General features: G+C 39.7%; 19 protein-coding genes and 1 pseudogene. 9 read left to right on the forward strand and 11 right to left on the reverse strand.

Annotation, left to right across the window (positions count from 1 at the left end; all coding sequences use genetic code 11):
* Positions 1–207 precede the first annotated feature (207 nt).
* The 3 genes from KO561_RS17600 to speE form a co-directional block, all read right to left on the reverse strand.
* On the reverse strand, positions 208–1,272 hold the full coding sequence (locus KO561_RS17600) for an AimR family lysis-lysogeny pheromone receptor (protein ID WP_231094625.1): 1,065 nt from the start codon (positions 1,270–1,272) through the stop codon (positions 208–210).
* A 185-nt stretch (positions 1,273–1,457) separates the two neighbouring features.
* Entirely contained in the window at positions 1,458–2,330 is an 873-nt protein-coding gene (speB, locus tag KO561_RS17605) for an agmatinase (protein ID WP_231094626.1), read from the reverse strand.
* 14 nt (positions 2,331–2,344) lie between these two features.
* Positions 2,345–3,175, reverse strand: coding sequence for a polyamine aminopropyltransferase (gene speE, locus KO561_RS17610; protein WP_231094627.1), 831 nt, complete (start codon positions 3,173–3,175; stop codon positions 2,345–2,347).
* 207 nt (positions 3,176–3,382) lie between these two features.
* Here speE and KO561_RS17615 point away from each other — a divergent pair, with 207 nt between their 5' ends.
* On the forward strand, positions 3,383–5,467 hold the full coding sequence (locus KO561_RS17615; RefSeq protein ID WP_231094628.1) for a transglycosylase domain-containing protein: 2,085 nt from the start codon (positions 3,383–3,385) through the stop codon (positions 5,465–5,467).
* A 174-nt stretch (positions 5,468–5,641) separates the two neighbouring features.
* Here the strand turns inward: KO561_RS17615 and KO561_RS17620 are convergent, their stop codons facing one another.
* On the reverse strand, positions 5,642–6,163 hold the full coding sequence (locus KO561_RS17620) for a YwhD family protein (RefSeq protein ID WP_231094629.1): 522 nt from the start codon (positions 6,161–6,163) through the stop codon (positions 5,642–5,644).
* A 135-nt stretch (positions 6,164–6,298) separates the two neighbouring features.
* Here KO561_RS17620 and KO561_RS17625 point away from each other — a divergent pair.
* Positions 6,299–6,480: pseudogene (locus tag KO561_RS17625) on the forward strand (2-hydroxymuconate tautomerase).
* A 130-nt stretch (positions 6,481–6,610) separates the two neighbouring features.
* Entirely contained in the window at positions 6,611–6,868 is a 258-nt protein-coding gene (locus tag KO561_RS17630) for a hypothetical protein (RefSeq protein ID WP_231094630.1), read from the forward strand.
* A gap of 758 nt (positions 6,869–7,626) precedes the next feature.
* Here KO561_RS17630 and KO561_RS17635 read toward each other — a convergent pair.
* From KO561_RS17635 to KO561_RS17645, 3 genes are all read right to left on the reverse strand, one after another.
* Positions 7,627–9,627, reverse strand: coding sequence for an ABC transporter permease subunit (locus KO561_RS17635; protein ID WP_231094631.1), 2,001 nt, complete (start codon positions 9,625–9,627; stop codon positions 7,627–7,629).
* 131 nt (positions 9,628–9,758) lie between these two features.
* Positions 9,759–10,001 carry a hypothetical protein gene (locus KO561_RS17640; RefSeq protein WP_231094632.1) on the reverse strand — a complete coding sequence of 81 codons (243 nt, stop codon included), beginning with the start codon at positions 9,999–10,001 and terminating at the stop codon, positions 9,759–9,761.
* A 147-nt stretch (positions 10,002–10,148) separates the two neighbouring features.
* Positions 10,149–11,489 (reverse strand): RNA-guided endonuclease TnpB family protein, encoded by a 1,341-nt coding sequence (locus KO561_RS17645; protein WP_231094633.1) that lies wholly within the window; start codon positions 11,487–11,489, stop codon positions 10,149–10,151.
* 249 nt (positions 11,490–11,738) lie between these two features.
* Between KO561_RS17645 and tnpA the strand changes: the two genes are divergently transcribed.
* Together tnpA and KO561_RS17655 are read left to right on the forward strand one after the other, a co-directional pair.
* On the forward strand, positions 11,739–11,978 hold the full coding sequence (tnpA, locus tag KO561_RS17650; protein ID WP_231097242.1) for an IS200/IS605 family transposase: 240 nt from the start codon (positions 11,739–11,741) through the stop codon (positions 11,976–11,978).
* 125 nt (positions 11,979–12,103) lie between these two features.
* A complete protein-coding gene (locus KO561_RS17655) occupies positions 12,104–12,304 on the forward strand; it encodes a hypothetical protein (RefSeq protein ID WP_231094634.1) in 201 nt (66 codons plus the stop codon).
* Between the two features lie 290 nt (positions 12,305–12,594).
* Here the strand turns inward: KO561_RS17655 and KO561_RS17660 are convergent, their stop codons facing one another.
* Both KO561_RS17660 and KO561_RS17665 read right to left on the reverse strand, forming a co-directional pair.
* Positions 12,595–13,101: a YwgA family protein gene (locus KO561_RS17660; RefSeq protein ID WP_231094635.1), complete on the reverse strand. Its 507-nt coding sequence runs from the start codon at positions 13,099–13,101 to the stop codon at positions 12,595–12,597.
* Positions 13,102–13,115: 14 nt separating this feature from the next.
* Positions 13,116–14,414 carry an HD domain-containing protein gene (locus KO561_RS17665; protein ID WP_231094636.1) on the reverse strand — a complete coding sequence of 433 codons (1,299 nt, stop codon included), beginning with the start codon at positions 14,412–14,414 and terminating at the stop codon, positions 13,116–13,118.
* A gap of 208 nt (positions 14,415–14,622) precedes the next feature.
* Between KO561_RS17665 and KO561_RS17670 the strand changes: the two genes are divergently transcribed.
* On the forward strand, positions 14,623–15,477 hold the full coding sequence (locus KO561_RS17670; RefSeq protein ID WP_231094637.1) for a lipoate--protein ligase family protein: 855 nt from the start codon (positions 14,623–14,625) through the stop codon (positions 15,475–15,477).
* Positions 15,478–15,917: 440 nt separating this feature from the next.
* Here the strand turns inward: KO561_RS17670 and menC are convergent, their stop codons facing one another.
* Together menC and pta are read right to left on the reverse strand one after the other, a co-directional pair.
* On the reverse strand, positions 15,918–17,069 hold the full coding sequence (gene menC, locus KO561_RS17675) for an o-succinylbenzoate synthase (RefSeq protein WP_231094638.1): 1,152 nt from the start codon (positions 17,067–17,069) through the stop codon (positions 15,918–15,920).
* A gap of 72 nt (positions 17,070–17,141) precedes the next feature.
* A complete protein-coding gene (pta, locus tag KO561_RS17680) occupies positions 17,142–18,113 on the reverse strand; it encodes a phosphate acetyltransferase (RefSeq protein ID WP_231094639.1) in 972 nt (323 codons plus the stop codon).
* Positions 18,114–18,380: 267 nt separating this feature from the next.
* Here pta and hemQ point away from each other — a divergent pair, with 267 nt between their 5' ends.
* The 3 genes from hemQ to gerQ all read left to right on the forward strand — a co-directional run bounded on the left by hemQ (position 18,381) and on the right by gerQ (position 20,476).
* The gene (gene hemQ / locus KO561_RS17685) at positions 18,381–19,127 is read left to right on the forward strand and encodes a hydrogen peroxide-dependent heme synthase (protein WP_231094640.1); all 747 of its coding nucleotides are present in this window, start codon (positions 18,381–18,383) and stop codon (positions 19,125–19,127) included.
* A 331-nt stretch (positions 19,128–19,458) separates the two neighbouring features.
* A complete protein-coding gene (locus KO561_RS17690) occupies positions 19,459–19,881 on the forward strand; it encodes a cell wall hydrolase (protein ID WP_231094641.1) in 423 nt (140 codons plus the stop codon).
* 121 nt (positions 19,882–20,002) lie between these two features.
* Positions 20,003–20,476, forward strand: a complete 474-nt coding sequence (gene gerQ / locus KO561_RS17695) for a spore coat protein GerQ (RefSeq protein ID WP_231094642.1) — start codon at positions 20,003–20,005, stop codon at positions 20,474–20,476.
* The last annotated feature ends 106 nt before the right edge of the window (positions 20,477–20,582 follow it).

Genomic DNA, 20,582 nt, shown 5'->3' on the forward strand with positions numbered 1-20,582 from the left:
GACCTTCTTTTTCAAGGAAGTGGGTTACTTCCGAGGAGACATGCGCCGTGCCCACGGAAAGCGGAGTATTCTGCCGGAGCTCCGGCATATAGCTTCCCCACTTCATCGCATTTTCTATCAACCGCGAGGATTAAAAACAACAACCCTTACGATAAGAACCTTCCCATAAAAAAAGAAACGTCTCTTCTTAATAAGAAAAACGTTTCTTTAAGTCAACTGCTTTAATTCTTGTAAAGGCATCATCGCGTAGAAGTAATCACTTTGCTCTTTGATAAAGCGGCGGTGGGATTCTTCTAATAGATGTTTATCTTTCTTCGCTTTTCCTAAATAATATTGCTGAAAAGGCGATAGATTAGAGAAAGCTTCTAATATGCTCACACATGTCTCTATGTCTCCATTAGCTAAGGCGATGTGGGCCATTTCCGCTTGGTCATTGCTTTGCACACCTTCAACTTGGCGATGAAAAGCCGAAATAAACGGAATCGTATAATTAGAAATCCCATATATACCAGGACTATGATTGATGTCTTGTGCTATGTGTAAGCCGTCACGAGCATGTCCAATTGCTTGCTCATAGCTATCAAAGACATAGCCTAACCCCATGGCATTATGAATATCAATCTTTTTTCTAGGATTGAACGTCTGTTTCAATATTTTATATCCATATTTTCGAGCCATAATCATTTCATTACGTTTCCAATAATAGGTCATCCATATCTCGTCTAGTTTTATTTGAAATAGTTGCCGAAGCATCTCATTATCAATGTCATAAATCATCGATTGAAGGCGATCGACATAGTTTCCAAGCATGCCATATTGACGTAGTTCGAAATACGCATACACATGGAGCATGTCCTTCATACAGATGAGTTCCCGTTCTGCTACATGAAAAGCGGATAGTCTTGTCAGATATTCGTGGGGTTTCTGTCGCCTTTTTCTACGATTAAAGATTACTCGATATAATTTTGCCCAATTGCGATTTTGCTCGTTTGAAGAAGCTAAATTTTTCTCGATAAGCAACTCCAAATCATCCAGAAAGCCGTGGGAATATAGAAACTCGAGACCCACTCGCATGTTTTCAGATAAATTCGTTTGCAAACAAAACTGGCGCATTCCTTCGATAGCATCTTCCAGCTGGTTCGAAGCCGAGAGGATGTGGAAGATTTGATCCATAGACCAATCCGTCTCTTGATGAAGGAATGGTTGGATTAAACTGTGAGCTTGGCTAGTCTGTTCTTTCCGAAGTAGACTCTCTAAACGGGCATTCCCCATCTTATCACGACCAATCCTTTGAGTTCGAGATTTTTTAATTACTTTTATATTAACACAATGAAAGAGAGAAAGTTATGGTTTTTTCTAGTTTTTTACATGGGAATTTTTCGGGGGAGGTGCCTGTCACGACCAGGGTTTTGTCGGGTTTTGTCGAGACTAAAAAGAGGACTCGCAACTGCGGTCCTCTATTTAACCCATCCTAATAACATTTCTCTTACGAATTTACTTGCCGCAATGACTGTTTGCTCCGTTGGATCATAGACTGGTGCAACCTCCACTAGATCGGAGCCAATCACGTTTACATCTGATTCTGCAATCAATTGAATAGCCTCTAACAATTCCTTCGAGCTAATGCCACCCGCTTCCGCTGTTCCTGTTCCTGGGGCGAACGCTGGGTCTAACACATCAATATCAATCGTGACATACACGTTTCGACCAGCTAATTTCGGAAGAACTTCACGTAATGGTTTAGCTACTTCATAGCGTGCCATATACATGCCACTTTCCTTCGCATACTGAAACTCTTCTCTCATCCCAGAACGAATCCCAAAGGAGTAAACATTCTCTGGTCCAATCAGTTTGCACGCTTTCCGTACAGGTGTCGAGTGGGACAGTTCTTCCCCTTCGTATTCTTCACGCAAATCAGCATGTGCATCGATATGAATCAACGCCATGTCCGGATACTTTTCATGAACCGCTTGAATAACTGGCCAAGTAGCCAGATGCTCGCCTCCAAGCCCCAAAGGATATTTCCCTTGATCTAAAATCCTCTTTACATAGGCATGGATAGCATCTAAGCTCCTTTGCGGATTTCCAAACGGTAAAGGAATATCCCCTGCATCAAAGTAAGCAACCTCTTCCATATGCTTGTCCATATAGGGGCTATATTCTTCTAATCCAATGGAAGCCTCCCGAATTCGGTTCGGACCGAAACGAGACCCTGGACGAAAGCTCACCGTCCAATCCATTGGCATTCCATAAATAATCGCTTTTGCTTCCTCTGAGTCAGGTCGAGACATAATAAATACTTTCCCTGAATACGCATCATCAAATCGCATGTGATTTCTCCCCTCTACTCCGTCAAATCTTTCACAAATTTAGGCAAAGCAAACGAAGCAAAGTGTAGCTCTTTTGTGTAGTACTTCGTTTCGATGTCTTGGAACCTTTCCTCTTTCACCTTTAATGGGTCATGGATTTTACTACCTATTGTAAATGTCCAAAGCCCACTTGGATACGTCGGTATGTTTGCTGTGTACAAACGCGTTACCGGAAAAATTTCTTTCACATCTTGAAAAACTTGTTTAATTAAATCACTCTTAAACCAAGGGTTATCGGTTTGGGCAACAAAAATCCCATCATCCTTCAACGCTTTGGATATTCCGGCATAAAACCCTTTTGTAAATAGGTTAACAGCTGGCCCAACAGGTTCTGTGGAATCTACCATAATCACATCATACGCTCTCTCACTTTCGGCGATGTGCATAAAGCCGTCTCCAACCTTCACTTCTACTCGGGTGTTTCCTTCTAGCTCTCCTGCGATAGAAGGTAAATACTTTTTAGAATACTCAATGACTTTTCCATCTATTTCAACAAGGGTCGCTTTTTCCACTTGTTTATGCTTCAACACTTCACGAATAACTCCTCCGTCGCCACCTCCAACTACAAGCACATGCTTCGGGCTTGGGTGGGTGAACAGTGGAACGTGAGCCACCATTTCATGATAGACAAACTCATCTTTTTCTGTTGTCATTACCATACCGTCTAAAACGAGCATGTTTCCCCATTCATTTGTTTCCATCATATCAAGCTTTTGGAATTCTGTTTGCTCTTCATGTAAGGTTTTCTTTATTTTCGCTGTAATCCCGAAATCATTTGTTTGTTTTTCTGTGTACCATAACTCCATGCCAAAACTCCTTTATAAATCGCTACTATTACTTTGCTAACCTCTTCCTATTCTTATACCTTCTTCATGCTATAAACAAACAAATTATAGCTGAAGTTAAGTGGGACACCAAGCTTTTTATGTTTAATTTTTCCTATAAAGTCCATAATGTTAGAAACAAAAATGAAAGTTCTATACTGTTTTAGATGATAATTAGGATGATCACCTATGTATAAATGGATAAAAAAACAATTAAATAGAATAAAAAGCAAACCGATTCGCATTTTAGTTGTTGCATCTCTTTCTTGGATGTTCTGTGCCGTCGTCTTTGTTGTGGCCATTTTCACTTATGCGTACAGTTTAGGGGCACCGTCCCTTACTAGTCAACAAAATACGGTGTACTATGGTTCAAGCGATCAAGTGATTGGTGAGGAGAGTGGCATACAAAGTCGGTATTGGGTGGACTTAGAGGATATTTCTCCACACTTAGTAAAGGCGACCATCGCAATCGAGGACCAAAGTTTCTATGACCACCATGGATTTGATTTTAAGAGAATGGCATCCGCCCTTTTCCATGATATAAAAGCGATGGCCATGGTTCAGGGTGCAAGCACGATTTCCCAACAATACGCGCGTAATCTGTATTTGTCACATGAAAAAACATGGACCCGTAAGATTAAAGAGGCCTTTTACACGTTACGTTTAGAGATGTTTTATACAAAGGATGAAATTTTAGAAGGATATTTAAACACGATTTATTACGGCCACGGTGCTTACGGAATTGAAACAGCTAGTCGATACTTTTTTGATAAATCTGCTAAGGATATCAATCTAGCAGAAGCAGCGACCTTGGCAGGCATACCGAAAGGACCGTCTTACTACTCCCCTTTCCACGATCGAGAAAAGGCGAAGAGTAGGCAGGAACTTATCCTACGAACGATGAAGAAACAAGACATCATAACAGAAGAAGAACAGTTTTTAGCGAGTAGTGAAAAACTTACCTTTACGGATGCTGAGGATCGAGAAGTAAAGTCCATTGCTCCTTATTTTCAAGATGCTGTCCTAAAAAAGCTCGCTTCAATTTTGGATGAAGATTTAGAGTCTATTCGTTCCGGGGGCTATCAGGTGTACACAACATTAAACACCGACCATCAAAAAACGCTAGAGGAATCTGTACAAAAAACGATGGAATCCAATAGTAGCTTGCAAGTGGGAGCTATGTCGGTTGAGCCCGAAACAGGAGCAATAACAGCCATGCTCGGCGGCCGAAGCTATGAAAAGAGCCCTTTTAATCGGGCAACAATGGCCGAACGAATGCCTGGTTCCTCCTTCAAGCCATTCCTTTACTATGAGGCTTTGGAACATGGATACACGGCTACCACTGCATTATTGAGTAAGCCTACGACGTTCGAGCTTGCAAGCGGAAAGGTGTATGCTCCTAGCAACTACAACGGTTATTATGCTTATGAGCCGATTACGTTGGCGCAAGCAATCGCATTATCAGATAACATATATGCAGTGAAAACCAATGTCGCTCTAGATCCGAAAAATTTAGTAAAGACAGCCCGCAAATTCGGCATAGAAGGAAAGCTACCAGCAGTACCTTCTCTCGCTTTAGGCACCGCTGTCGTTAGTGTGGAAGAAATGGTTGGAGGCTATAGTATGATTGCAAACGGTGGCCAAAAAGTAAAACCTTATCTCATTGAAAAGGTCACCGATTCAAAAGGAAATGTTTTATACGAGCACGACTCGGACAAAAAGCAAGTATTGGACGAAAAGAAAACGTTTATTCTCAGTCAGTTGATGACCGGAATGTTCGATGAATCACTTAATGGCTATATGCGTGTAACAGGTGCATCGATTGCGGATCAATTAGATCATAACCTTGCTGGAAAATCAGGAACGACAAATACAGATAGTTGGATGGTCGGATTCAGCCCAAAACTCGCGATGGGTGTTTGGACGGGTTATGACCAGAACAAGCCAATGAATAAAGTGGAAGAGCACCAATATGCAAAGGAAATTTGGGCTTCCTTTATGACAAAGGCACATGAAGGAGAAAAAGATGTTAGCTTCGAACAACCAGAAGGTGTAGTTGGTGTATATGTAGATCCGAAAACAGGAGAGAAAGCAACTCCATATTGTGCAGAAAGACGAATGATGTACTTTGAAAAAGGGATGGAACCAACTTCCTTCTGTTCATTACATTATCCAGGGGACAAAAAGGAACATGCAGAGGATAAACCAAAAGATGAGAAGGAAAAAGAGAACGGTTGGAACAAGTGGTTTGACTGGCTTCCGTTTGGGGACTAATAGGTCACACAAAGAATTCCGAAAAAAAATCCATAAGAAAAAGGCCGGATAGACTCCGGCCTTTTTCTTTGTCCTAGTAAATACATGAATAACCATGTGCTTTAATTTTACAAACTTCAAAAGAAAACCACAACATTTTAAGAAAACGTTCACTTTTCGTTCACATTTTTGACACTAATCCGCGAATGCTTCCTTTAGTTCATCGGAGGAGTTTTCCCAAAGTTCTGGGTTAAATTCCTTCAAGAAATCCCCTAAAAGTTTTCTCGAATGCTCATCCATATGATCGACAATGACTTTCCCTTTCAAGGACTTATCCATGTGGTTCACATGCTCAGGCATGGACTTATATGCTCGTTTGATGGAACGATCGACTCGAATCTCACTTGCTGCCACTCCGTAGTAATGTCCGCCTTGTTGTCCCTTTTCTACAGTCACCCAAGCAATCCAGTATAGCTTTCCATTCGGTACTACTGATTTATCTGGTAGAAACTTAACACGTCTTTCTACATCACTTCTTGCGTGCATCGCTCCCATGTCAACATACGCTTTGTCCTCGTTAGGATCGACAATGACAGAGGACATATTTTCAAGGGTAATTGCCCCAATCCCGTAACCACCATGGCCATCTGTTGAATCATTTTTCATGATGGTAAAAGCATTTGACTTTTTCTTGTTAGAAAATTGGTCGGAACTCATCGTTGGCCTCCTTCGTCACTCGTTTGTTCTTATTGTAGCATCTTCCTTTTTTCATTTCATCTTCTAGAGAAGCAGGGAAAACCGGATGCAAACTCGAATAAGATATCGAAACTAATAAACAAAGGAGTGTCTCCGTTGCCATACGTAACTGTTAATTGTTAGAAGGCCGTAGTGATGAACAGAAAAAGAATCTTGTTGAGAAAGTAACTGATGCTGTCGTAGAAACGACTGGAGCCAACAAAGAAAAGGTCGTCGTTTTTATTGAAGAAATGAGTAAGAATGATTACGGTGTTGCTGGTAAACGTTTAATTGACTAGTAAAACATTTAAGGTATCAACCAAAATAGGTATTCATTGGTCCCCCATAACACTATAGTATTATGGGGGTATCTTTCGGATGAAAGAGAATTGACTCACACCCTCAAAATAGGTAAAAGGAGTTCACATGGTGAAAAGAGTTCTTTCATTTTTATTTGGTAAACCGTTTAAAAAAGACGCTCGTTTCGTATCAAAGTATTTGCGATTTAGTTATTGGTCGATGGCTGTTATCTATTTCATCATCATGTGTCTGTCTATTGTTAATGCTTTTTTGGCTCCAGAAACGATTGTAGGCTTCGTCATAGCTGCAATCTTTTATCCGGTGATTTTTCGATTTATTCATCGGGCAATAGGAAGTGCCTATCAGTTGGAAAGAGAACAGGACTAAAAAGGAAAAAACAGCATCCATACTGGAATTGTTTATTCATCCTTTGTCACATATAATTCGGAGTATATGAAAGAGGCTGAGACAAAACTATAATCTCCCATTCTAAAGACGATCGATTACACGATAGGAAGTGTATAATGTTACTTTTCAATGGTTGGGGTTTTAAGTTGATAGAAAATGCGACGTAACAAAATAGTGACTCTTTATTTCCCTTATCAAGTTGACTGCTAAACTGGCGCTGCGGAAAAACACTCGCTTTCCGTGGGGAACGCCTCAGCCTCCTCGCTCGCAAATAACGCTCACTGTGGGGTCTTCAACTGTTCCTTTCCCACAGGAGTCTCGCGTTTTCCCGCAGCTTAGTATGGCAGCTCTATCAAGTAAGAGGTATTACATAACTAATAATTTTATAGGGCTAGTGAGCCACTATATTAAAAAATATCAATCAGCGTAGGCAGAATACGGAGACTCCTGCGGGAACAGCGCGAGCCGAAGATCCCGCAGGAAGTGGGGTTCTTCCGAGGAAGCTGAGGCCGTGCCCGCGGAAAGCGGAGTATTCTGCCGGAGCGCGGCATCAAGCTTCACTTCATTACTTTTTCAGTAATTATTACTTAGTTATGTCGCATTCTATATCAAATTTGCAACAATATTTACAAAAGCCCCCAAATAGAAAAATCCGAACTGATTCGAACTCTAATGAATTCGAATCATAGTTCGGATTTTATTGGGATTAAAACACTTTTGTCCCTGCCTCTTTTTCTCTACAGCGACCGGTCGACTCGTTTAAAGTGGTCTGGATGAAAATCAATGGATGTTGTATTTTCAGATTTTTGTTGCTTGCGCGCACGTAACCTTGCTTGGATCTTTCTTGTGATCCAGCTACGTTCTACATAAACACCAACTCTTTCTTGTTGGACTTCTTTTATACCCTCTATAACAAATTGCATGCAAATAATCACAATCATAAAGGCTACAAGTGCTGGAACTACAATCCAATAATCTCCTGTCATAAAGGCACTCTTGGCATCTCCAATCATTCCAGACCATTCATACGTAAAAGACCGTGGTGGATCTTTCACTAGAGCATAGGATACAACGGTCCCACCAAAGAATAGTTGGAATAATCCTAAATGGATAAAGACTACTAACACTTGAATAAATTGTTGTCCAAAAACAATTCCCAATCTAGAAATCATATGTGGAAGTAGTTGACGAAAGAGAATGTGTCTGGTTCCTCCTCCCAACACTTTTGCACTTGTTATGAATTCATTTTTCATGAGTAGTTTTAACTCATTCCCAATCAACACCATAACCAACGGGACAACGAGTATTGTTAATAAAATAATTTCCAACCCAATTCTTTCTGTCAAGTCATACGTAAAGCCTCCAGGTCCTTTCCAAAGAATAGGACGTAGTAGGATAAAAGCAATAATTGTAATCGGTAAGAAGTGAAAGCTATCCACGAATTTCTCTATCCCTCTTCTCCAGCGATCCTTTATGAACATGGCATACGGAATTGCTAATAGAAAACCTAGAAAGACCCGTAAAAAAGCGATTAAGGTTGCAAACACAATGGTCCACTTTGCTCCAACGACTAATTGATCTAAAATGCTAAAGCCTAATCGGTCAGTTCCTAAAGGAATATCCTTCGACGGAGGGTTAGGTGGTGCGCTTAATAACTTACCGTTATCATCATACACAAAGGTATGCTTGGAGATGAGGTTATCCGTCGATACCGAATAGTAAATACTATAAGCAAACATCCCAAAGATGATGAGAAAACCGATTAAAAATTTTGGGTTTTTCAAATGTATCCCGAACTCTTTCAAGGAGCGCGATAAAACACGCCATATAACCCAGCTTCTAATGGACGCCCATCTTTCCTTCCAGGTTCTCCTATTAAATTTTAATACTTCAGACTCTTGCGCTTCCTTCATGACTAAGAATTCCGTACCTTGGTACAGGACATAAAAAGGAGTGAAGATTAACAAGAGAATAACGGCAATAACCATAGGCCGGAAATCTTGGATGATATAATTCGTTACACCTTGAATATTAAAAATATATTCAATGATAAACAAACTAGATAGACTGGCCCAAACGATGATTTTCGTATGATAGAAACTACTCTTGACTACATTTCGTAGCACGTGGAATAGCACGATTACATTTCGTTTTATCCCTTTCGCTTGAGCAAACTCAACATAATCTTTCGTCATCTCCTCTTCCACTAAAAGTACGATAACTTTATAGAGTGAAATCATCGGCACAATGGCTAATACCGTGATAGGTGCTAGATATATATCTTCGGTTATCGAAGTTACTGGCATGAGTAGGAAATCAGTTTTCTTGTAAATATAAACGACTAGTATTTGAAAAAGAAATGCGAGCATTAAATCAGGAACGGATTCAAAGATATTAAGGACTCGTCTGATAAAACTAAGGATTGGCTTTGGAAGAAATATCGTGAGGATGGCTAAAATAAAAGCGACAAGAAAGCCAAGAAGGATTCCACCTAGTAGAATTTTCATCGAGTAAAAATAAGGTTCTTTTACAGCTGTTAAAATATGCTCAGGTTTATCGTGAAAATAAATAATCCACTTTTCTGGAGATACGAGATCCTTCAAAAGGTTAATCGTTTCACTCAAAAACTTTGGAACTCCTAATATCCCTTTCCCTTCGAATAAAAGCGGGGAATTACTAACAGCAGCTATTCCGAAAAACCCTAGTATGTAGTAGACAAGAAATTTTACAAGTTTCATAGAAAGACTTCCTTCCGATGTCATAAAATTGTCACAATAACTATTATAGCATAGTCAATTTAGACTAATTACACAATCTTTGTAAGGATATTTCGTTGAAAAATAAGGGGTGAAAGAGGATAAGATCCTAATTACTCAGTTCGATTGGCTTGGAAATACACAAGTCGATATGGAACAAACGCAATGACTGTTGCCATTAGGAGAAAAATAGTCACTCTAAGCCACGATACTTTTGCCACCATGACGTCAAAGCTTACTTGTTGTACTTGGTATATCGTCCACCACTCGTCCCCAGTTGAAAAATACAAAGCAATGATGACCCATGCTGCAAACAGTATCACACAAAAGACCAAATACGTAACTAGTTCTTTCACAGACTCCCCCTCCCTTTTACCGTTTATAGATGAGACGTAACAAAATTCGAATTAGTGTGAACCTCTCCAACTAAATCATAGATTTTGATGGAGCATCCCTTATCTTAAATACAGTACAAAACCAGCGTTTCCAGTCCCCTTCGGTAACTATATGGCACGGTTAAGACTAATTAAGGAAGACAAGGTTTGAGATGTTCTTTTTGCCAATTCAGGAACTTTTGCCTGAATAGACAACCTTTCCTTTTCAGAAAAGGATTTTAGTAAGTCACGTAAGAAATATCGAGCTCCAATATTGTAAGAAGCCGACAAATCCGCATGATAGACTTTGCCCGTTTGAAACGTGGCAAGGTCTTTTTTCTTGTTTCTCTTTACTTTTCCAGAACCATCGTATGCCAATGCGCTCGTATTACGAGCGTTTATTCTAGAAACACGCATCCCAACATAATGTGCCATTTCTTCGACTTTATTCTGGATCCCTTTCTCTCTCCAAACGTGCAATTTAAAACGAAGTTTCTTCGCTCCCCAGTAGCCTTTTGGAACTTTCATCTGGTCCAGGTATTCGAATACAATGACATCACATTGATGGTGTAAGGCAAATTGAACAATGTGATGACTGGTATCTTGAACGATATGTGTTTGATACCCATTAATCTGCCTCCAGTAATTCGGAGCACTAATCCAACCACTTTGACGTTGCACGTTTCGGAGTTTATTCGTTATATGATACAAACGGTCTTTTTCTTTGGCCTGATTAATAAACGTTCTAGCCAAGACAGTTCCTTTTGCATCCATAACCGAACACACCGCAGAATTTGTAAGGCCTAAATCCACCGCACATACTTTTTGTTCCTGAATATCTTTTTTCGTTAATTTCACTTTATGCTCATAACTAATATGTAAAAAGTACTTTTTCCCACGTTTTACAAGCTTCGGATTGTTTTCTTTCCAATCCCAAACGCCTCGTTTGAATAGGTCTTGCTCCTTGTATGTGATATCTATCCAAACCCAGTCATTTTGATGGAAAACTTTTATTTTAGCGGAGACTTCATCTTTTCGTTTGAACATATTTCCTTTATAGAAAACCGGAAATTCTTTATGTTGGAAAGAGAGAGTTGGCGGCTTTTTCTTGAACTTTTTCCCTTCAGAAAGTGCGAGTTCTTCCTCCTTTTCCCAATTGCGATAGTTAGAATGATAGCTTTTCACTTTCCCAAATGCAGAAGCTATACAGCCTCTTCGAAAATAACTTGGAAACTTATAAAATTCCTCATCAAATCTACTGTATTTTGGAAAGGGATTAGATTTGGTACGATGAATCAGCTTTTCAACAATGGGAACAATAGACTTAGCGTTTAATTCCGTTAAATCCAGGCACTCTTCCTGTATGACATATATCATAAAAGATAGTGCGCGATTGTAAATGTCTACTGTTTCGTCAAAGATTCTACTATGATTGGTTATCTTATGACTCAGCGTCTTCGCTATATTCATCTAAATCCCCCTTTCCATTTTTTCCATGTTTTAATAGATTTATTGTAACAGAGCGAATTTTGGTCGTAAACGAATGGAGAGGAATATCGTGACCGATTTTAAAAGGAACAGACATGCTTCTTTAAGTTAACCTAGCATTTAGTTGTGGTTACGAAGGATTGTCATAAATGTATATCCGATGATATGATGAGTCGTTTGAAAGAAATCACCTATAATCTATTTGAAAGATAGGATTGCGAAGTGTTAGAAATGAATGGAGAAGAAGATCATATCCACATTTTGTTTGATGCACCACCACAAATTAACCTAGCAAATACCATTAACAGTTATAAAACCGTCACTTCTAGATACATCAGAAAAGAGTTCTCGGAGGAACTTTCTACATTCTACTGGAAACCTTATTTTTGGAATAGAAGTTACATGATTTTAACGACAGGTGGAGCTACGATAGATGTCATAAAGAAATATATCGAGAACCAAGGGGAATAAAACATTAGCGACTACCCCCCACTAAATCAGATAGATTTTGAAGGGGAATGCGTCGCTATTTTTTGTTCAAATAAGGGCTTAAAAAGTGCTATTTCAGTTATACTGTGGGATGAGGAGGTTTTACCATGAAAATTAATATCAAGACAAGAATCATTCGCATCATTCTGATGATTACGATTTATACGGTTTGGCTTGTTACCACAAACGAACCTCTATGGGAAACGCGACCAGGTATCTTCTATTTCACTACCATTATGGCTATTGTCTACGTAATATTTCAGTCTTTATTAATTGTGAGGGCAACCAAACAAAACCAAGAATCGTAGACATTTGACTTTACCGTTTTTATTATAGGATTTGGCTACGCCCTTTTGGTGAGCACTGATTTTCACATGTAACTACTTAGGCGGACAGGTGTCCTTAAAGAACATAAAAATGTGCTTTCGCTTCAATAGTGAATTTCTTGTCCGCTTATAAAGTTGACACTCATTTGTCTAGTTACAGTGATAGACAAGAAAAAGAGCATACCCATAAGCAATTAGGTATGCCTTTTTAACTTGTTCATTCCGTTTTCCTTAAATCAAAGCTTAAGTCGGGAACGATATAATCTGTTTTTTTAACGAGTAGCTAATTGGTTCATTTCATGAATAAAGCTCCACGCTTCCTCTAAATCATCTGCTGTATAATTTTGCTTCTTTTTCACCGTTTGAACCTTCTCTTCTACTTCATCCTTTGATAGATTATCAAAATATAGAATCGTAGACACGAGCTCTAAAAATCTCGAACTTTTCTCTTTCATCTTACTTACCATTTGCCCGAGTGGCGGAAGTTCAATATTAAATTGATCTAAAAAAGATTGGCCTTGCTCTGTCACTTTATAACGATATTGATAATAATTGCTCCTGTCTTCTTTCGTTTCAGAAAGAAAGCCAAGATTGCATAGCTCTTCGATACGTAATGTTAGCTCCTCTGAATATGGTCCATAGAAATGAAACTCATATTTTTCTTCAAAAGGAATGTTATTTTTTTTGAGAATATAAATCATCTTTTGCAGCTTTTTCCGCCCAACTAACTCGTCCGATACAGAAAAAAACTGAATCAATTTTGCATGATTCTCAAGCACGGTAAACCCTCTCCTTATCCAAACAGTATTTCAAATAACCGCTTTTTCGCCTGGTTATCCTCGGGGATTTTATTCAATAAATCCAAAGGAAAATATAATTTATGATCCGTTCGTTTTTTACCAGAAATTGATTCTACGATATCCGATTGACGTGATAGTTCTCTCAGCTCATTGCTTTTTGGTAACAACAGATGAATCGGTAAACGTTCTTCCTCTTCGCCTGGCCGGTAGAAGTCATAAGGTAAGTCGGATGAAGAATCAACAACTAAGTAATAATCAGGATGTATATCAACTTCCTTAAATAAAGAAAATAACTCCATCCACTCGTTCATTTGTAAGTTTGGATTGAATTCAATGTATTTGAATAGACGTCGATTCATAAATCGGTCACATAAATCTCTTAAAATGGTGTCACTTTCTCGCTGCCACATATGAAAATAATATAGGGCAATAGATTCATCTAGCTCAATGTATTCCTCAAGCTTTACTTCTCCTGAAAAGAAAGAGAGGAAATGGGTAGGCTCCAGATCAAACTTATAATTCTGCTCATACAAGTACTTGGCACGATGTAGGATTTTGGACAAGATCACTTCTGCACTTCTCGTTACAGGGTGGAAATAGACCTGCCAATACATTTGGTAGCGGCTCATAATATAATCTTCCACCGCATGCATCCCTGTTTCCTTGATGACCACTTGATCCTCCATCGGTCTCATTACACGAAGGATACGTTCCATGTCAAAGTGACCGTAACTTACACCAGTGAAGTAAGCATCTCTTTGTAAGTAATCCATCCGGTCCGCATCAATCTGACTAGATATAAGACTCACGACAAGCTTGTCCTCATACGTTTTATTGATGACGTCCGCAACGTGTTTTGGAAAATCCGGTTCTACTCGCTTCAAAATGGCGTTCACTTCTGTGTCTCCGAGAATGATTTGTCTCGTGAAATCCTCATGATCAAGCTTAAACACCTTTTCAAAGGAATGAGAAAATGGCCCGTGTCCTAAGTCGTGCAAAAGGGCTGCGCAAAGACACAACAGTCTTTCTTCTTGATTCCAATTAGGACGACCTTCAAAATTTTTAATAATACGGCGGACTATTTCATACACACCAAGGGAATGATTGAAGCGACTGTGCTCCGCCCCATGAAAGGTTAAATGAGTCGTCCCTAATTGTTTAATTCGTCTTAGACGTTGAAATTCTTTAGCACCAATTAAATCCCAAATAACGCGATCATTAACATGAATATAACGATGAACGGGATCTTTAAACACTTTTTCTTCATGTAATTGTTCCGTTTTATAAGACATGTGCTTTTCCTTCCTGTTAGATGATGTTCAAATAGTCCGGTTATTTATTCTCCTTTTGAACACACACTTTATGTAATCTGGCCGACAAATTCCGCCCTTTCGACAATATAGTATCTATTATATAATACTTGTCTTCATACCTAAATGGGTTTCGCTGAAAAAGTAGAGCAATGCTATAATAAAATCGGGGAAAAAAGGAGCGTATAGGATGATTGACTGGAAAACATTTTTAAACGCATCAGCGTTTCGTCTTATAGATCAAAGTGAACCAAACTCTAAGTTTAAGGCATTACATTCCTTTGCAGTGGATGATGCTTTAGCGATTTCGATTAGTAACGGAATTTCAAGCCCAGCTGCGAGACTTTGGGTCCATGACCGAACCATTGTGTTAGGCATTCCAGATGCGAGATTACCTTATGTAAAAGAAGGCACGGATTGGCTAAAAGAACAAGGTTATGATGTGGTCGTTCGAAATTCCGGGGGACTAGCGGTAGTGTTAGACTCCGGTGTGTTAAATATTTCGCTATTATTAGCGGATGCCAAATCTGTAAGCATTTCAGACGGATACGAAGCGATGGTTTCCTTTATCCAAGCGATGTTTGCAGACCTCACAAATGATATCAAAGCCTTCGAAGTCGCTGGATCTTATTGTCCAGGAGAATACGATCTTAGTATAAACGGAAGGAAATTTGCAGGGATATCTCAGCGTAGGGTAAAAAACGGAACTGCTGTGCAAATTTATTTGTGTGTTGAAGGGGATGGACAAGCCCGGGCTAAACTGGTCCGACAATTCTACGCTATCAGTTTAAAGGGAGAAAAAGGAAAATTCACCTATCCTAATGTAAAACCAGAGACAATGGCGTCCTTGGAACAGTTGCTGCAAACCAAAATAACCGTTCAAGATGTTAAGGACCGATTGATTGAAACATTAAATCAACTTCAAGTACCAATAACGTTAGATCGTTTACGTGATGACGAACAAGATTGGTATGGACAACGTCTTGAGCAAATGAAGGACCGGAATCGAAAGGTGTTTGATTGGTTTCGGGAAGAGGATTATTGAGGGGATAATCTTAACGAACAATTAGTTCCATTTTTAGTAAATAACCTTGGAAATCTTTAAGTTTCGCGGTAGAATTAAAGGTAGGCATGGTATTGTTGTGAGGGTGGGGACCATTCACTACTTTTCTCCTCTGGACACCTAAATTTCGGGTGAAAGGAGGGATAAATGTCTATGGATACAGTTATCGCAATGGTTATAGCTCTATTTGCAGGTGGAACCTTCCTTCTAGCGTTATTACAATATCTACGACAACTCAACAAAGACATGAACGAAAAAAAGTGAACCCCCACCCGTGACAGCATAATCACTTAGGGTGCGGGTTCCTTTAATTACTACTAAGGTAGTCTAGAGGGATTCCCCTCCTAAACATCTTTACCATGCTAACCGAGAATGTTGACCGCATTCTCGGTTATTTTTATATAAGTCTTATTTAATTATACCTACTTTTTATGAAATTGTCTAATTGGATTCTTATAAGTATTAGAAAAAGAGACCGTTTCAATCCTATAAGTATCTAGAACATCCCACTTTAGGTCATATCCTATTCCTTCTCCGTCTGAAACGTCAATATACCCTTGATCCATAGTAATTTCAGGTTCTATAATATCTGTCTCCCAATACCGTGTGGAAGCCGATATATCCCCTGGCAAAGTAAATTGAGGCAAGCTTGCAAGAGCAATATTGTGTGCTCGACCTATTCCCGCCTCAAGCATTCCTCCACACCAAACCGCAATGTTATGCTTCTGGCAGAGGTCATGGATTCTTATAGCTTCTGTGATTCCTCCAACCCGTCCTATTTTAACATTGATGACCTGACAGCTCCCTAACTCTATAGCAGCCTTTGCATCTGTGAACGATGTGATCCCTTCATCCAGGCAAATAGGAGTACGGATTTCTTTTTGTAAAATAGCATGATCCACCAAATCATCTTGCCGCAGTGGTTGCTCGATCATCATAAGATTAAACTGGTCGAATTGTTTTATGAGTTCGATATCTTCTAACGTATAAGCAGAATTCGCGTCGACCATTATGGGGAGTATCGGGAAAGCCTTTCTTACTTCTTTCAGCATTTCAACATCCCAACCCGGCTTTACTTTTAACTTCACTCTTTTATAACCAGCAGAAACATTTTTTTTAATGATTTGGATCAGCTTTTCCAAACTTGGTTGAATCCCTATGCTAACTCCAACCTCAATCCTCTTCCTTTTTCCACCCAATATATCCGAAAGAGGCTTTTGTTCTTTTTTGGCATATAGGTCCCATACTGCCCCTTCTAAAGCCGCTTTCGCCATATTATTTTTCTGGACAGCTCCAAAGACATCTACTAGCTCTTTAGGATGTTGCCATTCTCGGCGAAACATAAGAGGAATAAGAAATTGTTCGAGCATATATTTTGTCGTCTCAACGGTTTCTTCCGTGTACCATGGTGTTGTAAAAGCAACCGATTCCCCATAGCCTTTCCGTCCGTTTTGATCTACAACCTCTATGATAAAAAATTCCTTCTCCTGTATCGTACCAAAGCTCGTTTCAAACGGGTGTTTTAGCTCCATTTGTAATCGATGTAGATGTACTTCTTTAATAGAATCACGCACGATGCATTCCTCCTAGCCTCATTATAAAGGAAAGCATAGAAAAGGTGTATCCAAATAGATACACCTTCGACCTTATAAGGATTGAGCGGCCGTAATCAAAGCAAGCTTATAAACATCCTCTTCATTACATCCGCGAGATAGATCATTTACTGGGCTATTTAGTCCTTGAAGAATCGGACCAACTGCATCAAAGTTGCCTAAACGTTGTGCAATCTTGTAGCCAATATTCCCTGCCTCTAAGCTAGGGAAGATAAACACATTTGCATCCCCTTTCAGTACAGAATCGGGAGCTTTCTTTTCTGCTACAGAAGGGACAAAAGCTGCGTCAAACTGAAATTCCCCATCTAAAACAAGATTAGGATTTTGTTGCTTTGCGATGGAAACAGCCTCTGAAACACGTTCTGTTTCCTCTGATTTGGCAGAACCTTTTGTTGAAAAGCTTAGCATTGCTACTTTTGGATCAATATCGAACATCGCTGCTGTATCTGCACTCGCTAGAGCAATCTCTGCTAAGTCTTGGCTGTCAGGAGCAATATTGATGGCACAGTCTGCAAATACGTATTTTTCATCGTCTCGAACCATGATGAATACACCAGACGTCTTTTTAATTCCTTGTTGTGTCTTAATAATTTGCAAAGCTGGTCGCACTGTATCCGCCGTAGAGTGTGTCGCACCACTTACAAGTCCATCCGCTTCATTCATATACACAAGCATCGTGCCGAAATAATTCACATTTAGTAGAATCTCTCTTGCTTGTTCCTCCGTCGCTTTTCCTTTTCGTCTTTCCACAAAGCTAGCAACCACTTTATCGAAATCAGCATATTGTTTCGGATCAATTATTTCAACAGAAGTGACATCTACTCCTAATTCCGAAGCTTTCTGTATTACTTTTTCTTTCTCTCCAATTAATACAGGATTAACAATTCCATCTTTATTCAAGGAACTTGCTGCGCGAAGAATTCTTTCATCCAATGCTTCCGGAAACACAATTCTCTTCGCATTCCCTTTCAATTTTCCTTTCAAACCGGTAAATAAATCTGACATACATAAACCCTCCAAAGTCTGTTCTGTATTATATGATACGCCTTTTTCTTATATAACAAAAGCATAAATTTTGTGAACAATTGAACGTGTTTTTGTCTTTTTCATGACACTTGATTAGACACAAAACCTTCAAAATCGCCTATGTACCTTGTCGCCCAAGCGTTTTGATTCCTTTACTATGTCATTAGCCGGAAGCCTGTCTTGATGATTATCATTCCCTAATTATGTTATATTAAAAACAAGATAACCTAGAAGGAGAGATTCAACATGGCAGAAGCAGTAGAAACCATGGATGGTTGGTATTGTTTACATGATTTACGTACAATCGATTGGTCCTCTTGGAAGCTTGCTTCCGATGAAGAACGCCAATCTGCTTTACAGGAATTTGAGCAGCTTGTTTCAAACTGGGAAGACACGGAAAAGGGCCGTGGAGGAAGCCATGCACTTTATACCGTTGTTGGTCAAAAAGCAGATCTCATTTGGATGGTCCTTCGCCCAACGATGAAAGAGCTACATGAGCTTGAAACAGCGTTTAATAAAAGTAAACTAGCTGAATATACGAAGCCTGTATATTCGTACGTTTCTATCGTAGAACTTTCTAAATATATGGCAAAAGAAGGCGAAAATCCGGAGGAAAACCCAGAAATACAAGCGAGATTGAAGCCTGTCTTACCTAAATGGAACCACATATGTTTCTATCCAATGGACAAGCGACGTCAAGGAGAAGACAACTGGTACAGGCTTCCAATGAAGGATCGCCAAAAGCTTATGTATGAACACGGCATGACTGGACGCAAATATGCAGGTAAAATCCGTCAAATCATTACAGGTTCCATGGGACTTGATGACTGGGAATGGAGCGTAACCCTATTTGCTCACGATGCTTTAGATATTAAACGACTTGTTTATGAAATGAGATTTGATGAAGTAACCGCGCGTTACGGTGAATTTGGACCTTTCTATGTTGGTAACATTTTAAAGAAAGACGAAATCGATACGTACTTCGCTATATAACAGAGCATCACCGAAGCCACTACCTATGAGGTAGTGGCTTTTTTGTTGTTGGGCGCGTTAGGAGCTGGAGCTGGACGAGGCCCAAGGACCCGCAGACCATCCTAGCAAGACTGCCCTTACCTCTATCCGATAACTATTCGGCCTTAGCCTAATTTCCTTTAAGGAAGGTCCATTAAAACCGGGCGCACCGTGCTTTTGTTGTTACAAAAAACGGGTTGTCCTTCTTTTTTTCTACACATATCCCAATATTAATTGCATATATATGGTTGTAGAGGATTGCGAGAGGTAGGAACTTCTCTCAAATCGTCTTTCTTCAAAGAGAGGTGACATCATGGCTGTAGTAGGGCATACAGAGGAAGATGTTAAGTTGTTAGCACGCTTAATGAGAGCGGAAGCGGAAGGAGAAGGGCAGCTAGGTATGCTCATGGTAGGCAACACAGGTGTTAATCGTGTTCGATCGGATTGTTTAGATTTCACAAAGCTAAACTCTATTCGTGACATGGTCTTTCAAAGTCCTGGTGGCTTTGAGGCTACGCAAAAAGGATATTTTTATCAAAGAGCCCGTGACAAGGAAATTGAGCTTGCCCGTAAGGTGATTCAGGGAAATCGGTATCATCCTGCGAGTAATTCCTTATGGTTTTTCAAACCTTCCGGAAGCTGTCCCACACAGTGGTTTAATCAATGGAATTCTGGAAGATACAAGTCACATTGCTTTTATTCACCGACTCAATCAGCATGTCCTAAAGTATTTTAAGTAGAACTTCCAAAACTTGTTCTATTCTTGAATGCTGTGACTACGAATAAGTAAGGGATAGCTTTAAATTCTATGAAGCATCCCTGTTATAAAATAAGAACCTGGAAAGGGGAATGTTTGTATGAGTAATGAGGAAAACCGTAACGTACCACCACAGTATTATCAAGCACCACCAACTGCAGGAAATGGATACACTCCAACACCTCCAGCAACACCAAATCAACCATACTACCCAACTGCCACACCACCTAACTATGGCAATATCCCTGGTGTGCAAGTTCCACCCGTGACACCACCTGCTACAGTACCGGGATTACTCCCAATTGAGGAATCCTATATTGAGAACATCCTGCGTTTAAACAAAGGAAAACCAGCCATCGTTTACGCATCTTTCGATAATAACTCCAAGGTGTTTACTGGCATCATTGAGGCGGCAGGCAGAGACCATCTAATACTTAGTGATCCGGAAACAGAAAATCGCTTTTTAATCCCAATGATTTATTTGGATTACGTAACGTTTGATGAGGAAATTCTTTATGAATATCCTTATGCTGCCGCTCCAGGAAATCAGATGGCGACATACCCACCGAGATAAAAATCAAAAGCGGAAGCGTCCAGATAGCTGAACTTGAAGCTGGACGTGGCGTCCTGTAAAAAACTCAATGTGTAAAAAAGCCCTTGCCGCTCATTTGCAGCAAGGG

This window comes from Radiobacillus kanasensis, from assembly GCF_021049245.1.
Classification (GTDB): Bacteria; Bacillota; Bacilli; order Bacillales; family Amphibacillaceae; genus Radiobacillus; species Radiobacillus kanasensis.